Genomic DNA, 17871 nt, shown 5'->3' with positions numbered 1-17871 from the left:
AGGAGAAATTTATGACAAAAAGTTTGTTACAAGTAAAAAAAGATTTAAAAGCCTTTGCCAAAAGATGTAAAGACTTTAAATACACTGATTCTGCATTGTTTACATTTTTATTATGCGGAATGTTATTATCTGTTAATTTATTTTCAGCTGCTACAACTGATTCGAGTATTCAAAATCAAGTTCATCAGATTAACACTTCAATAAGTCAGATACGGACAGATTTCAAGCGTGCAAAAATTGAGAACAACAAATTGATAAAAGGTACAAACCTTGAATTAATCCAATTAATGGAACAAGGAGATCAAGTTGTAAAAGAACCGTTTTCAAGTTGGCAATTTGGAATTAATTATTTTCATAGCAACTGGGGAGGAACTTATAAAGGACGTGGAGATAAAGAAAAAAATGTAATTTACCAAAGAGATCCAAATAATAAATTTGGCAATTATGCAGGTGCAGACTATGGGCGAACTTTTTTAAAAAGAGTAATAGAGCCTATTTCGGCGATTCCGGTGGATGCGGCGGTTAAGCCTAAAAATATTCAAAAAACAGCTTTAAATATTAATTTGCCAACAATCGGGGCACCTAGTACGCCTAATTTGAATATTAGTGTTAGGGCACCTAAAGAAATAGGAAGTATTAACATAACTACTCCAAGTGTTAATGTTTCTTTACCAACTCCAAGTACAAATCCTTTTAATGATTTTAGATTTGAAGACAATACATATGGTTATCATGGAGGGACAACAAGAACTTTAGTTTCAAATGATGTTTATTGGACAGGATATAACCCAAATCCAGGTGGAGGGTATCAACAAGGGTTTGGAAAAAATAGTACAATTGTTAGAAATACTGATAGAGATGGCTCATTATTTTATTTTAGTGGAGATGGCCATGACTTTTCAGGAGATCAACCTTTCACTCTTGATGGTATAACAGTTTATGCTGCTGGGAATATGACTGTAAATTCACAAAGTTCTGGTTTAGTTGGAAGAAATAATTATCCGGCACCTGGCCCTGGAGAAATAAAAAAGAACGGACAAATTGCAATTCATACAGTGAACGATGGAACTATAAAAAATGTAACTGGCCATCTTATGGGACGTGCTAATTTTGTTTCTATAGAAACATGGCAAGCTGGAAATGTAAAATTTGAAAATACTAAAGTCAATGTAAAAGAAGATGAAAACACTTTATTTTATATCTATCCTGCATATTATGAAGCATTAACAGGATTACCAGTAAAAAATACACATTATAATTCAATCCAATTTCGTGGATTAGGTTCCGATAGAAAAAGAGGTGGATTTACTGGAGATGTACAAGCAACTATTACTTCTCAAAGAAATACGATATATTCAGCGATGGGGGTACAAGGAAGTTTTAACATGGACAGTACGGGGAAATATATTTTGGAAGGTGGAAGTAATGTCGTTTACTCAGGACTAGGATATAGTGCGAATTTTGATAATATATCTGCTCATAGCACTTCACGTGTATCTGATACAGATACAATGTATAGAATCAGTTCAGTTAAAGGGATGACACCATCAATAAAAATGACAACACCACCAGAATCATATGGTGATAATAATGTTGTGTTATTTTTCAATGATTTATTGCCCTTATCTCAAGCCCAAAGTACAACAGTCTGGCCTGAACCAAATTCAGATTTAACACCAACTCTTAATAGGAATAATTGGAATAAGTCAGTAATAGGTATTTATCAAGGTGAAATATTAGCTAAAGCAATTATTGGAAATAAGAAAAATAATAATGCAAATGGAGCAGATGCCAACGCTGTTCAAGGAGCTAGCGGGAATACTGTTTATACAAAAGATAGTGGTGGACACGCTAAATACATCAATGGAGATAATAAATATGTTGAAAGAAATGTAGTAATACTGGCACAGTCTGGACAAAGAGATGGTATTAAAACAGATGATTTGGGAGCAGTATACAAACCGACAGCTACATCTACAGCTCTTAATGGAACAACAGTGGGTAGTGATTTTAGTAAAGATCCTATACATTCATTACAGATAAATAATATAGAAGTGACTTTTGGAAAATATTCAAAAGATAATGTAATGGTAGTTTCAAAAAATGGAACAGTAGTAGATATAGCTATGCCAACAAATAGCCATGGAAATGATGCGACAGATCCTTCATTGGTAAATACGAAGATAAGAACAAATGATATAACAGATTATGGTAATGCTACAACATTAAAGGCCTCAAATAATGATACTGATAATCAAGTTGCAACTGGAACAATTTTGGCATATGCTAAAGGGAAATGGAAAGATTCAGCAGAAAATAATAGAGCGGGTGCATTTTCAGAAAATACAATTAATACATTAAAAGATTTGGGAAGTCAGATTAATATAGCCCCTAATGTTGTAATGTCTGCAAGATATAAAGAATTACCTCTTATAAATCCTTCTACAGGAGCATTGGTTATAGATCCTTCTACAGGATTACCCAAAAAACAAGGTTCGCATCCTATAGCTTATGTAGCTGAAGATGGTGGAATTGTAAAATCGTATGGAAAAACAACAGCTAAAGGTTATAAATCAATAATTGGATATGCAACTGGGGCTGGGAGTCAAATTTATGCTTATGGTGGTGTAGAAGAAAAAGATGAGTGGGCAGATACAAACGATGCCGATACAAAAAAAATGTTATATGAAAATATAGGTGGATATGCTAAAGCGGGTGGTGAAGTTACTATTGGAAGTAAAGGAGAAACATTTAATTTAACTAGTCCTGATGGTTCACAAGCTTCGAAGGTAAAAACTGCAACAATAACTGTTGGTGCAACAACTTCAACGATACGTGGAATAGGTGCAATTGCAAATGGAGGGACAGTAAACCTTGAGGGAACAACTAATATAGAAACTGGTACAAGTGGAGGATTAGCAGCATTAGCAGGTGGAACAGTAAATTATTCTGGTGGAACGATAAAAAATAAAGACAATCATGTGGCAAGAGGACTTTCAGATAATGATCATGAAAATGTAACACCTTTTTATGCTGATGCAACAAGTAAAATTGTATTTAAATCAGGAAGTAATGGTAAATCACAAACAACAATAGATATGTATGATGGAGTATTTATTACAGGAAAAGATAGTGACTATGAAAATTCAGATACTGCTACGACAGGAAAATATCGTGGTGTAGGTAATGTTACAGTAAATGTGCATGATGGTGTTACAATTGGATCGTTTGATAAGTTGACAGGATTAGTTTGGGATGATTCTTTAGATAAAAGTGGAACTTTTTTAAATGCGTTGCCTGGAATAGCTAAATTTGGAAAAGTTAATATTTTAGGAGCATATAAAACAACACTTACAAATGGAGATTTAAGCGTAACAGCTTCTTCTGTTGATTTAAATAGTTCAAATGATAGATATAATGGTATATCAATGGCTAACGAGCTGATAACAATAAGTAATGCGACATCAGTAACTGGAAATATAGGTGCTGGAAGTTTAGTTTCTCAAGGAAAGGCACAAGGACTTTCAATGGGAAATCTTTCTACAGCCACTCAAACTGCTGCTGGTATAACACCATCTAATGCAACTTCTGGATTTAAAAATGAAGGGACTGTAAATGTTACAGGAGGAACAACTGCAAATGGTATTGCAGGAATGAATGTAAGTTATGGAACAATTAAAAATGGAACATCTAAAGGTTCAACTGCAACAGTAACAATTGATAATGGTGCAGGAATTTATGGAACTAATGGAAGTAAACTGGAAAATTTTGGAACGATTAATGTAACAGGTTCTGGAGCTGGGATAGCGGCGAGAGGAACTGATAAGAATACAAAACAATATTATGGTACAGATGATGCTAACTTTACACATACTCAATATACAATAAATATAGAAAATCATGGTGCGATTAATGTTGCAGGAAATAATCCAGTTGGAATTTATGCTGAAAATAATACACGGGCAGCAAGAGATAAGGTAATTGTAAAAAATGACAGTCAATTAACTGTTGGAAATAACGGTGTAGGAATTGCTGTACTTTCAAGTCCAATAGAAACAGGACAAAAACAAGGAACACCTCTTGTATCAGTAGCAGGAGTAAATCATGGTGCAGGTTCAGATCAAGGTGGAACAATTACGGTAACTGCATCTGGAGCTGGTTCTGATATTATAACTGGTGTAAATGGTAAAGGTATCTATGCGGAAGATTCTGATATTAATTTGACTGGTGGAGATTATGTAATTGAAACTAAGGAAAAAGGTATAGGAATATTTGCTTCTGGAGATACGAATGTAAATGGAACCCTTGAATATAAATACAATGGAAGTACGACAGGAACTGGAATGGGGATTGTTTATAATCAGGATGGACAGCCAACTAAGACAAATAAAGCGAATGTAAAACTTAATAATGCCACTAATACTACTGGTGGAATGATTGGGTTATATACGACAGCAGGAACTGGTAATACATTTATTAATCAGGGGGATATAACTGGAACGTCATCAGCACTTGAGTTTGGGATCGTTTCAAATGGAGCGGATGTAATTAATGATGCCGGGCATAAAATAAAACTTGGAAATGCAACAGCACAGGCAAATGCCAATGTCGGAATTTATTCAAAAGCTAAAAATAAAACAGTCAATAAAGGTGCTATTACTGTTGGAGATAACGCAATAGGAATTTATGGATATGATGTTGACAATGAAAATGGTGCCTTGATAAAAGCTGGAGATAACGGTGTTGCAATTTACACTCATGATACAGGAACTAATGTAAACTTAAATTCAGGCTCTACAATCACATTGGGTGGAAATCAGGCTGTCGGGGTTTATGCAGTAGGAACTAACCAAAATCTTAATGCAAATTCTGGTGCAACAATGAATATTGGAGATAATTCATTTGGATTTGTTGATGCAGGGACAGGAAATACTGTAACTTCTAAAATAGGAAATGTATCATTAGGAAATGATTCAATTTATGTATATCAAAATGATAATACGGGAAAAGTATTTAACTATACTTCTGTAACATCAACAGGAAATAAAAATTATGGACTTTATGGTAATGGGACAATGGAAAATCGTGCAGATATTGATTTTTCGATAGGAGCTGGAAACGTAGCAATTTATTCTACTGGCGGAACAGCTACAAACTTTAACCTAATTAAAGTAGGGGCTTCAAATACTGCAAATAAAGAATTTGGAGTAGGAATGGCAACAGGGTATTATGATGAGGCGACACATGCAATCTCTAATCAAGGGACTGTCATAAACAGAGGAACTATTGAAGTAAGCAAACCGAATACAATGGGAATGTATGCAGTTGGTTCAGGTTCCAAGGCGATAAACTACGGAGATATTAATCTTTCTGGAAGTAATACAATTGGAATGTATCTTGACAGAGGAGCAGTTGGAGAAAACTGGGGTACAATCAAGACTACGGCAGGAGGATTTACAGCAGTAAAAGGAATTTATCTGGCAAATGGAAGTTATATTAAAAACTACGGAACAATAACTATAAATGCCTCAGATCCTAAAAGTGCGGGAATATGGACAGATACACAGTCAGTAGATAAAGCTGTGGAAAATGCAACTGGTACAAATTCTTCAGGAATACAGCAGACAGGAACTTCAAATTTACCAATGAAAGTAGTTACAGCTGATGATATGAAGGAAATGGGAGGAGTTACAATAAAAGTTCCACCTAGATCAACAACAGTAACAGTTACAGACGCAAATGGAAATGCAATCCCAATAGCAAATGTAGATACAAATGTTCCATCACCGACAGCAACATTGGTAACAGTAACATCACCATCAGGAATAACAACATTGGACTTGTCTAAAATAGGATTAGGAAGTATACCATCTGCATCAAAGGCAACAAGTCTTGGAATGTATGTAGACACTTCCGGAGTGAATTATACAAATCCTATTCAAGGAATTAATAACTTGACAGGATTGACAGACATTAATTTATATTTTGGAAGTGAAGCGGCAAAATACACTACCGCAAAAGCAATACAGATAGGGGATAATATTTTAAAACCATATAATGATGCACTAGCTTCAGTAGTAACAGCTGGAACAACATTAAACTCAACTGCAGCCAGCCTTACTTGGATGGCACAGCCTACAAAAAATGCTGCGACTGGACTTTTGGATAAAGTATATCTGGTAAAAATTCCTTATACAACTTTTGCCAAAGCTGGAGATGCCCAAACTTATAACTTCCTGGCAGGACTTGAAGAAAGATACGGGGTAGAAGGCTTGGGAACGAAAGAAAAATCAATATTTGATAAGCTGAATAGCCTGACAGGTGGAGAAGGACACATTCTGGCTCAAGCAATTGATGAAATGAAAGGACATCAATATTCAAATATCCAACAAAGAATGTTTGAAACAGGAAGCGTATTAAGCAAGGAATTTGACTATTTGCAAGATGAATGGAGAAATCCGTCTAAAAACAGCAACAAAATTAAAGTATTTGGACAAAGAGGTGAATTTAAGACTGATACAGCAGGAGTTGTTGATTATACAAGCAATGCCTATGGTGTAGCGTATGTTCACGAAAATGAAAAAATAAAACTTGGAAATAAATCTGGATGGTATGCAGGATCTGTTTACAACAAATTCAAGTTCAAGGATATTGGAAAATCACAAGAAGAGCAAACAATGATTAAAGCTGGAGTGTTCAAGACAATGTCGCCTAAGAGAGATTACAATGGTTCATTAACTTGGAAAATTGCTGGAGAGGCTTTTGCAGGACGTGGAGATATGAAACGTAGATACTGGATAGTGAATGAAGTATTTGAGGCAAAAGGAAAATATACTACTTACGGTGTCGCACTTAAAAATGAAATTGGAAAAGAATTCAGAACAAGTGAAAACACAAGTATCCGTCCATATGGAGCTTTGAACTTGGAATATGGAAAATATTCAGATTTCAGGGAAACAGGGCCTATGGCATTGAAAGTAAAAGGAAACGACTACTTCTCAGCAAAACCTGAAGCAGGAATATCATTTAACTATAAACAGGATTTAGGAGTAAGAAGCAGCTTGACAGCTAGTTTAACAGCGGCTTATGAAAATGAACTGGGTGAATTATATGATGTTCAAAATAGAGCCAAACTGAAAGGAGCAAAATCATCTTATTATAAACTTCGTGGAGATAAGGAAAATCATAGAGGAAATGGTAAGTTTGACTTAAACTTCGGATGGGACAACACAAGATTCGGAGTAACGGTAAATGCTGGGTATGACACAACTGGAGAAAACTTCAGAGGTGGAATTGGATTTAGAGCTATTTACTAATTCTTAATATTTTGAGTTATCGTTTTAATTAATAAAGTTATAAAAAATTGGAAGTTATCTATTAATTTAGATTTTCTTCCAATTTTTTTGTTATACTATTTACAAACTATGGAACTATTAAAATATCCTTTAATTAAATTTTATCATTAAGTATCCACATAAGGGATTTTTATTCAGAATTTGAAAAATTGCTTATTGTTAATAAATATTTTTCTTAATTCTATGTTTTTTCTTTTATATAAGCAAGGGAAATCAGTCGCCATTTCCCTTGCAACCCTGGCTCGTCTAAGCATTTCTTTGAAATAAAAACGAAACTCGCTGACGCTCAGACAATCGTTTTCATTCCAAAAAAATCACGACATTCTATATTAAATTATAAAGATTATCATATTTAAGTTTTAGGCTTTAACATTTAAAAATACTAAATAAGCAAAATTTCGTTAAAGGAAAAATAACTGTCTGAGCGTAGTTTTACGAAGCGAGTTTTATTTTTTCTTTATAAGAAAGTTTTGTGTAAAGCGGGGTTGTAAGGGCATGGCGTATGATGCCCTTACGTTAAAAAAAATTCAATAAAAAATAGAAAAAACTATTATTAATCATAATATTTATAAACTAAAATTATAAAAGTCCTTAAGGTGGATACTTAAAAATTAGATTTTATTTCTCTTTTTTAAATGGGGTTTAGTGTTAATTTATCACGAATTATTATTTTTGCCATTTGTCTTTATTCTCCTTTTCGATTTTCTTCTGAGTTTCAATATATTCTGTAAGGTTTCTAAAAATTCCTTTTAATTCAAATAATGTAATGCAATAGAGTGATAGAATGCTTAAACTGTTAATTTCAATCTTAAAAATTAACATTAGCAGTAAAAATATTAAAACAGTAACTAAAACTATTGTCCATTCAACTTTAGAAAAGGGATTGATATTATTGTCATCCATTCCGACATCAGTTGTAATGAGAAGGTGAAGGATATAAACACCGATTAATTTTATTGATTGCCAAAAAAATGAAAAATTTTCTAGAATAATCTTGTTTCCAGCCAGATGAAATAAAATAATTATAAGAAATTCAATTATAAGGAATTTTTTTTCATCATACAAATTTACAATGCTGTTAATTAATGATAAAACAAGCATTATCTCGATAATATGTGTTGTAAATCCGCTTTTATCCAACTTTTGAATATCAATATAATCAATAAAAACTGAACTTAGTAAAATCATTTTTATTATTTGATACATTTTATTTTCTCCTTTCATAAGCAAAGTATATTTTTACAAAAATTTCAAAAAACTACATATTAAAATATTTACAGAATGGCTGTGAAAACACAATTGCACTTACTGTGGCTTCTGGGTACATCATAAATTCTTCCGTTAATGAGATTCCATATCTTTCAGGTTTTAACAAATTGAATAGTTTCCTTTGATCGCTCAAGTCTGGGCAGGCTGGGTAGCCAAAAGAGTAACGGTTTCCTTGATACTGGGCATTTAGAATTTCGTTTAAGGTAATGTCCTTGTCGATAATTCCTACATCCTGACGCATCATTTTGTGAATGTATTCAGATGTTGCTTCGGCAAGTTCCAGTCCTATGGAATTTACAATATGTCCTCTGTAAAATTCACCTTTTTCCTTTAATTCATTTGAAACAAGTCTTGATTTTTCTCCTGCGGTTGCGACAAAGAATCCGATGTAGTCGATTCCATCTGGACTTACGTAATCATTTAATGATAAATACTGTCCATATTTTTGTCTTGGGAAATCAAATGTTTCCAGAACAGTTGACAAGTCATCTGATAAAACTTCAATTTTGAAGTCATCTTTTCTTTCACCAACTTTTCGGCGTACAGGGAAAAATTTGTAAATAGCCTTTATATCAAAGTATTCATCACCATTTTCAATAATATCCAAAATTTCATTGTACAATTTTATTGTTCTAGGATCCTGCTTTTCAATTAGATTATTTACAATCCATTTCATTCCCAGATGTTTTCCAATTAGCATTTGTAAGTTTACAAATGGAAATACATCCTTTGCTTTTATATTTGTTATAATTTGTTTATTTAATGTTTCAGGCTTGTAAATTTTTTCAAAATTATATTTTGGCAGCTCAACTTTTGAAAAGTCAAATGTTCCATCAGCATCCTTAATATCACTTACCGTTGGCTTAACTTTTAGCTGTTCAAGTTTTTTGGCATCTTTAATCGTTACAAGATCTCTACGTTTTTGCAAATATTGCTTAAATTCTTCAAATTTTTTCTCATCAATCATTTTGTTCAAGTCAGCAAGAGCTGTCATTGCATCTCTTGAGTAAATTACGATATTATTTTTGTAGGCAGGCTCAATTTTATTTACAGTGAATTTCTCTGTAAGTGCCGCACCTCCCACAAATATTGGAATATCAATACCGGCTTCATGTAGAACTTCCATAGTATTCACCATTTCTGTAGCAGATTTTACAAGAAGTCCAGAAAGTCCCAGGAAATCAGCCTTATGCTCAATAATTGCTTCACGGATTTTTTCAGCAGGCGTATTTATTCCCAAGTCAATTACTTCGTAACCGTTATTTCCAATGATTATCCCAACCAGATTTTTTCCAATGTCGTGAACATCCCCTTTTACAGTTGCCATAATTACTTTCCCTTTTATAGAAGATTCGTCTTTTTCCATAAACTGTTCCAGATGGGAAACTGATGCTTTCATAACTTCCGCACTTTGCAAAACTTCGGCAACGATTAAGTCGTTATTGTTAAACAATTTTCCGACTTCGTCCATTCCAGTCATCAGAGGGCCATTTATGATGTCGATTGGAGAATATTTTTGCAGTAATTCATCAAGATGCGTTGTTAAATCTTTTTTACTTCCTTCGACAACTAGATTGGAAACTTTTTCTTCGGTGGTTAGATTGCTTGTATCGACAACTTTTTGAACGGCTTTTTTCTCACGGTAGAAGTTTGCAAATTTTGATACATTTTCATCATCTGTGTGAAATAAAATATTTTCTGATAATTCCTTTTCCTCGTCTGAAATTTCACTCATTGGAATAACTTTTTCAGTGTTTACAATCGCATAGTCAAGTCCAGCTTCATAAGCCTTTTGCATATAGTAAGTGTTTAAAACTTCCCTTCCAGCAATTGGCAGTCCAAATGAAATGTTACTTACTCCTAAAATTGTCTTTACATTTGGCATTTCAGTTTTAATTTGTCTAATTGCCTCAATTGTTGCTGTGGCAGAGCCGATGTACTTCTGATCTCCTGTAGCAACTGGAAAAACTAATGTGTCAAAAATTATGTCTCTTTCATCAATTCCGTATTTTTTCGTAAGAAGTTCGTAACTTCTTCTGGCAACTTTCAATTTTTTCTCAACTGAAACAGCCATTCCTTCCTCATCAATCAGCCCCACAACGACAGAAGCCCCAAAGTCCTTGATAACTTTTGCCATATCAGCAAATTTCTTTTCCCCGTCTTCAAGGTTAATTGAATTTATAATTCCTTTCCCCTGCAAGTAAGTAAGTCCTTCTTTAACAACATTTATATCAGTCGAATCGATCATAAGCGGAACTTTCGCAAATTTTGCCACTTTATCTAAAAATGCCTTCATATCGGCAATTTCATTTCTATCAGGATTAGCAAGACAAATATCAATTACATCCGCTCGTCCCTTAATCTGAAGTCTAGCAACTTCTGTCGCCTCGTCAAATTTCTCGCTGGCAATTAAGTTCTTAAAAATACGTGAACCGATTACGTTTGTACGTTCCCCCACGTAAATTGGACGATCTTTTGGCATTTCTAGAGCAATTAGCCCTGATACATCATTAAAATTTTTATTTTCATCAATAACTCTTGGAGAATAGTTTGCACTTTTTTCCTTAATTTTCTGAATATGTTCAGGCGTAGTTCCACAGCACCCTCCAACAATATTTAAATAATTATTTTGGAAAAACGGCTCAATTTTTGCTGACAATGTGTCTGGAGTTTCCTCGTATTCTCCATCTTCATTAGGTAATCCCGCATTTGGGTAAACCGAAATATACGTATTTGAAATATTATTCAATGTTTTTAAAAACTGTGTCATAAATTCAGGCCCAGTCGCACAGTTCAGTCCCACGGAAAATGGATTCATGTGGTTTACAGCGTAATAAAAGGCATCCGCAGTCTGTCCTGCAAGTGTAGTTCCTGTACTTTCAATTGTAAACGACAGCATTAGCGGCACAGTATAATTTTCTTCCATAGCCTTTTTAAGCCCTAGATAAGCCGCCTTCAAGTTTCTCGTGTCCTGAATTGTTTCAAACAGAATTAAGTCAACTCCACCAGACAGAAGCCCTGAAACAGCTGTATAATAGGTGTGAATAAGCTCTTCAAAAGTCACTCCCCCAGTAACGCTGATGGATTTGTTGGAAGGCCCCAAAGCCCCTGCAACATAAAGATTTCGAGTAACTTCTGGATGTTCGTTTTTGTATTCTGCAATCGCTTCATTTGCAAGTTCTGCCGCCGCCTTATTCATCTCAAAAACCTTATCTTCCAAATCATAATCTTTCAGCACAATATCCAAAGCCCCGAAACTGTTAGTTTCAATAATATCACTCCCGGCCTCTAGATATCTTTTATGAATATTTTTAATAATCTCAGGTTTCTGCAACACAAGATAGTCGTTGCACCCCTCATATTTTTCCCCGCCAAAGTCATCGGCAGTTAGATTTTCCTGCTGAATCATCGTCCCCATCGCTCCATCCAGCAGTAATATTCTATTTTTCAAATCATTTTGTAATAAATTGTAAGAATTTTTGTATTGATTTGTCAGCATTTCATCAACTCCCATTTAGTAAATTTTATCCTATTATTTTATCATAAAAAGGTGTATGTGTATATAGAAATATAGATTATTTGGAAAATATGTACAAAGAGGCGTATTATCACGTCAAGTTCAATAAAAAGAAAAAATAAAAACACAATTCTTTTGAATCATAATAAATAACCCAATTTTGATATATAAAATATATAATTTATAAAATTCCTTTATCCATCCGCTTAGAAAATACTTTAATGAAAAATTAAATATAATCTTATTGAAAAAATTCTGAAAATAAGATACACTACATATACGATAAAAAATTCAGATGAAACACAACATATTGTGTTTTGTGCGTAAAAACAGGAGGAGAAAAGAATAATGAAAAAAATAATAAAATTTGAAAAAAATGACTGCAATCCATGTGCAATGGTGTCAGACTTATTAGATAAAAAAGGTGTGGAATACGAAAGAATAAACCCTTTCGATAATCCAGAAATAGCTGTAAAATATAAAGTAAGAAGCGTACCAACAGTAATTCTATTTGAAGAAAATGAAGAAATAAAAAGAACAATCGGTTTCAAGCCAGAAGAAATCAATGAAATCATCTCGATGATGTAATAAAGAACAATTTAAAATACAATTTCAAAATAATAAATAATACTACTCAAAACTATTTTTTATTAAAATATTCAGTTTTGGGTATATTTTATGCCTAAAATTTGGAAAATAAAACAAAATTTCAGTCATTTATTCAGCAAAAAATAGAATAAATGACAAAAAGCAAGGTGAAATAAATGTATATATATTACGATTCAAAAACAGGAAATGTAGAAAGATTTATAAAAAAAATGCAAGTACAACGCCCAGACTGGCATTTTATCAAAATAGAACCGACAATGACAATCGAAAACGAAGGACATTTCCTAACTTTCACAACAAAAATCGGAGAAATTCCAGCAACAACAGATGAATTTCTACAAAATGAAAACAACAGTAAACTATTAAAATCAGTAAGTTCCAGCGGAAACAGAAACTGGGGACAATTTTTCGCACTAGCAGCTGATAAAATTCAGCAAAAATACGGAATTCCAGTATTGATGAAATTTGAGCTGTCGGGAACAAGTACGGAAGTGGAAAATTATATAGATTATTTGGAAAATAATTAACTTTATTTTCGTAGGATTGCTCATTGCCGCAAAACCTTATCTTGCAGTAAAGGTTTATCCTGATAATCAAAATATTTGGCAAGATTGCTACGCAATAACCTATGGCTAGTCTACGACATTTTTCTGCACTGACAAAAAACTCGCTATGCTCAGACAGTTTTGCCAGCACAAAAAAATGCTCCGACGGATTAGTTTATGGTAGACTATGTTTGAAAAATAAAAATTATATCTTATAATTACTTGAAAATATTAGGTTTATATCCTTTATTAAAAAAGTTTGTAATAAATTCGTTAATTAAATGGGATTTTAGTATAAAAACTGTTTTGATGAAAAATTAATAAGCAAAATTTCATTAAAGGAAAAAGAACTGTTTGAGCTTTTGGAAAAAGTTTTAAAATTAATTAATTTATTGGAATTAAGATAATCTTTAAAAGCGAGTTTTCTTTTTTCTTTATAAGAAAGTTTTGTGTTGAGCGGGGTGGTTCGTAGAACATTTCGCTATTATCTCTAAGTAGTAATCAGTTAAATATGTTAAAGTAACTGTTATTGCGAAAAAGGGCATGGTGTCTGATGCCCTTACGTTAAAAAAACTAAAAATAATATAAAAAGAAATAATAATTATTAATCAAAATAATTTAATTGGATTAGTAAAAGTTATGTAAAAAATATAAAATAAAAAAATAGGAGAAGATTATGGTAGATAAAAGAGCAAAAAAATGGATATACTTAAATAACGAGATAATGGTAAAAAAAGGGGAGGATTTTCAGCTTGAGAAAGATAAGGAGGCTGTTTATTCGTATTTTGTGGATTATGTGAATAAGAATACGGTGTTTTTTCACAATCTTGAGGAAAAGATGAGATATTTGATAAAGAATGATTATTATATTGATTTTTATGAGATGTATAGCCACGATGAAATAAAGGAAGTATTTAAGCTGGTTTATGATAAAAAGTTCAGGTTTGCTTCGTTTATGAGTGCATCGAAATTTTATCAAAGTTATGCTTTGATGGATGATTCTGGGGAGAAGTTTTTGGAAAGATATGAAGACAGGGTTGCGACAGTTTCGCTTTATTTGGCACAGGGAAATGTTGAAAAGGCAAAAGAGTACGCTTTGATGTTGATAAATCAAGAATATCAGCCTGCTACGCCTACTTTCTTAAATTCTGGAAAAAAACGTTCTGGGGAGCTTGTTTCTTGCTTCCTTGATGAAATGGGAGATAATTTGAGCGGAATTGGATATGTTTTTGATTCTTCAATGAAACTTTCTTCAATTGGTGGAGGAGTTGCGATTAACCTCTCTAAAATCAGGGCAAGAGGAGAGTCAATAAAAGGTGTGGAAGGTAGAGCTTCTGGAGTCTTACCGATTATGAAGATTCTAGAAGATATTTTTTCGTATGCAAATCAGTTAGGACAAAGAGCTGGAGCTGGAGCGGTTTATTTGAATGTTTTTCATTCTGACATTAATGAATTTTTGGATAGTAAAAAGATAAATGTAGATGAAAAAATCAGAATAAAATCATTATCAATCGGAGTTATTGTTCCAGACAAGTTTATGCAGTTGGCAATGGAAGATGAAGTTTGCTACACGTTCAATCCACACACAGTATTCCTTGAATATGGGCAATATCTGGATGAAATGGATATGAACGAAATGTATGAAAAACTGGTTGATAATCCAAATGTTAAAAAGAAAAAAATAAACGCAAGGGAACTTCTTGTAAAAATTTCTCAAACGCAAAAGGAAAGCGGATATCCATATTTATTCTTTAAAGATAATGCGAATAGGGAGCATGCATTGAAAGAAATTGGGACGGTTAAATTCTCAAATCTTTGCACCGAAATATGCCAATTATCAGAAGTTTCAGACATTAACGCATATTATGAGAAAGATACAATAAGACGTGGAATTTCATGTAATCTGGGTTCATTAAATATTGCAACTGTAATGGAAAATAAGAGAATAAAAGAAGCTACAAAAGCAGCGATTGACTCACTTACAATGGTATCAGACTTAACAAACATTGATATTGTTCCGTCAATAAAAAAAGCAAACGATGAGCTGCACTCAGTAGGGTTGGGAGCAATGAACCTGCACGGATACTTGGCTAAAAACTTTATTATGTATGAAAGCAAGGAAGCACTTGACTTCTGTAACGTATTCTTCATGATGGTAAACTTCTATTCATTGGAACGTTCGATGGAAATTGCAAAGGAAAAAGGTGAAACTTTCAAGGACTTTGAAAAATCTGAATATGCCAACGGAAACTACTTTGACAAATATATCACAAAAGAATACATGCCACAAACAGAAAAAATAAAACAGCTATTTGAAGGAATCTACATCCCAACAAAAGAAGACTGGGCAAACCTAAAAGAGCAAGTAATGAAACACGGAGTCTACAACGCCTACCGAATGGCAATCGCCCCAAACCAGTCAACATCCTACATAATGAACTCGACAGCCTCAGTAATGCCAGTAGTTGACACAATCGAAGTAAGAGAATACGGAGACAGTACAACATTCTACCCAATGCCGTACCTGACAAACGACAACTACTTCTTCTATAAGTCAGCATACGATATGGATCAAAAAAATATCTTGAAACTAATTTCTGTAATTCAAAGACACGTGGATCAAGGAATTTCGACTATCTTGTATACAAAGAGTACGGACAGCACAAGAGATTTGGCTAGACTTTATATTTATGCACATAGGCTGGGGTTGAAGTCGCTTTATTATACTAGAACGAGAAAGGCTACGATTGAGGAGTGTATAAGTTGTTCGGTGTAAATAAGCCTAAAATTAGTCATATTAAAACTATAATAGAAGAGAAAAAGAAGTATAATTCCAATTATTTTTATAAAAAGAGATTTCCAACAACATTCATAATTATTATTTTAATAATTCCAATTACTTCAACGGGAATTATAAAGTATTTTTTTAGTAATGTAGATTTTTTTAAAACATGGATTAGTACTGTATTTTTAGTAATGAATTTATCAATATTTTGGGTATATTGGTGTTATTCTAAACGTTTAAAGTCAAAATTAAAACTTGGGAAAAATGAGATTGTAGATTTTTATGATGATAGAGTTCTAATTAATAATAGAATCAACAATTTATTTAAAGAGTATATTGATTCAAATTATATAATTAAACTAGAAAATATAGATGAGTTGTTAAAGGAATTAGAAAACGAAATAAATGACGAAATTAATAAATGGAAAAAAATTACTACTATTACTACAATCAACTTTTCTTTGGTTACTCCAATATTATCTGTTGTAGCAAGTCAATATTTTAAAATAAATGAAAAATTTGAATGGATTAATTTTATAATTTTTATAGCAGGTTATTATTTTTTTGGATACTGTATATTAGTAGGTAGTAATTTTTTAAGAAAAAAATTTTTAAAAGAAGTTATAGATATAGGAATTGTAGAATTAATTGAAATCAAAGAATTTTTATTAATTAAGAAAAATATTTTGGAACTAAAAATAAATAATATCTTGAATGAGATACTTAAAACAGACTATAGATATGAAAATATTTCAGAATATTTGTTAGAAGAAGATAAAGAAAAAATATTAAGTTTTTTTAGAATAAATCAAAATGAATCAAATGAAAGAATTAACGGCATAACTTTTAATATAGAATTTGATTATTTTAATTTACATGAGTATAAAAATAATAATGAAGAAAGTTTTGTAATTTTTCCTATAAAACTAAAATTAAAAAAAGAAAATTTTGAAAATAATATTAATATTAGAATTGGTGATGTGTATTCGTTTGATTTTTTCTTTGTGTTAAAAAATGAAAATGGTTGGAATTTAATAAACGAAAAGAAATTTATCCAAAAATACAAATCAGAGTATTTAGTAGAAAATAAAAGGAAGAATCCTAAAGTATCCTCTTTTTTAATTGTGTTGTTTGCTTCAATAATATCATTAGTTGTAATATGGATTAATAAAGATGGAATAAGACAGAATGATGTATTAGACAAAGGTTTAAAAAAATATACTTTAAATAATTCAACTGATAAAGAAATAAAAATAAAATTAGATACAACAGCAGATTACAATTACATATTAGAATCATATTCTTCAAAAAAAATAACATTAAAAGCAGGTGAACATAGTATAGAAAAAAATGATGGTACTAAATGTCAATTTACTATTAATCCTGATTCAGAAATTGGAATAATTGATTTAAAGAGTTGTGGTGTTGTTAATCAGCAAAGTCAATTTAAATCTTTTCCTAAAGAGTATGATTATATTTTAACTAATCTATCAGACAGAGAAATAAGTATAGATTTATACTTGGATAAGGAGAAGTTCTATAAATTAGAACCAAATACTTTAAGAAAAGTAACTTTTAAAGAAGGAAAATATAATTTAACTAAAAATTGTAAATTAAATGTTGAATTTAATTCAAAAGGTGGAATAGTTACTTTTATTGACAGTGATAAATGTGAAAAATCTTATTATTAAAAATGACAGGTATCATTTATATACAATGACAAATATCAACATTTGACAAAAATCAAAATATAGAGTATAATAATTTTAGTGATCGTACTACAAGAATAAC

General features: G+C 32.1%; 7 protein-coding genes. 5 read left to right on the top strand and 2 right to left on the bottom strand.

Annotation, left to right across the window (positions count from 1 at the left end):
* Nucleotides 1–11: 11 nt before the first annotated feature.
* Nucleotides 12–7316 (top strand): autotransporter-associated N-terminal domain-containing protein, encoded by a 7305-nt coding sequence (locus K324_RS0111595; RefSeq protein ID WP_026749271.1) that lies wholly within the window; start codon nt 12–14, stop codon nt 7314–7316.
* Between the two features lie 705 nt (nt 7317–8021).
* Here K324_RS0111595 and K324_RS0111590 read toward each other — a convergent pair.
* Together K324_RS0111590 and metH are read right to left on the bottom strand one after the other, a co-directional pair.
* Entirely contained in the window at nt 8022–8561 is a 540-nt protein-coding gene (locus K324_RS0111590) for a hypothetical protein (RefSeq protein ID WP_026749270.1), read from the bottom strand.
* Between the two features lie 52 nt (nt 8562–8613).
* Entirely contained in the window at nt 8614–12123 is a 3510-nt protein-coding gene (metH, locus tag K324_RS0111585) for a methionine synthase (RefSeq protein ID WP_051354466.1), read from the bottom strand.
* Nucleotides 12124–12489: 366 nt separating this feature from the next.
* Between metH and K324_RS0111580 the strand changes: the two genes are divergently transcribed.
* The 4 genes from K324_RS0111580 to K324_RS0111565 all read left to right on the top strand — a co-directional run bounded on the left by K324_RS0111580 (nt 12490) and on the right by K324_RS0111565 (nt 17771).
* A complete protein-coding gene (locus tag K324_RS0111580) occupies nt 12490–12729 on the top strand; it encodes a thioredoxin domain-containing protein (RefSeq protein ID WP_026749268.1) in 240 nt (79 codons plus the stop codon).
* 176 nt (nt 12730–12905) lie between these two features.
* Nucleotides 12906–13277, top strand: coding sequence for a class Ib ribonucleoside-diphosphate reductase assembly flavoprotein NrdI (nrdI, locus tag K324_RS0111575; protein WP_026749267.1), 372 nt, complete (start codon nt 12906–12908; stop codon nt 13275–13277).
* A gap of 694 nt (nt 13278–13971) precedes the next feature.
* On the top strand, nt 13972–16071 hold the full coding sequence (gene nrdE / locus K324_RS0111570; RefSeq protein WP_026749266.1) for a class 1b ribonucleoside-diphosphate reductase subunit alpha: 2100 nt from the start codon (nt 13972–13974) through the stop codon (nt 16069–16071).
* Complete coding sequence (locus K324_RS0111565) at nt 16059–17771, top strand: hypothetical protein (protein ID WP_026749265.1); 1713 nt, start codon at nt 16059–16061, stop codon at nt 17769–17771. Before nrdE ends, K324_RS0111565 begins: the two co-directional genes overlap by 13 nt.
* Nucleotides 17772–17871: the final 100 nt, after the last annotated feature.

This window comes from Leptotrichia trevisanii DSM 22070 (assembly GCF_000482505.1).
In the GTDB taxonomy this organism is placed as follows: domain Bacteria; phylum Fusobacteriota; class Fusobacteriia; order Fusobacteriales; family Leptotrichiaceae; genus Leptotrichia; species Leptotrichia trevisanii.
This window is presented reverse-complemented; position numbering and strand designations above follow the sequence as displayed.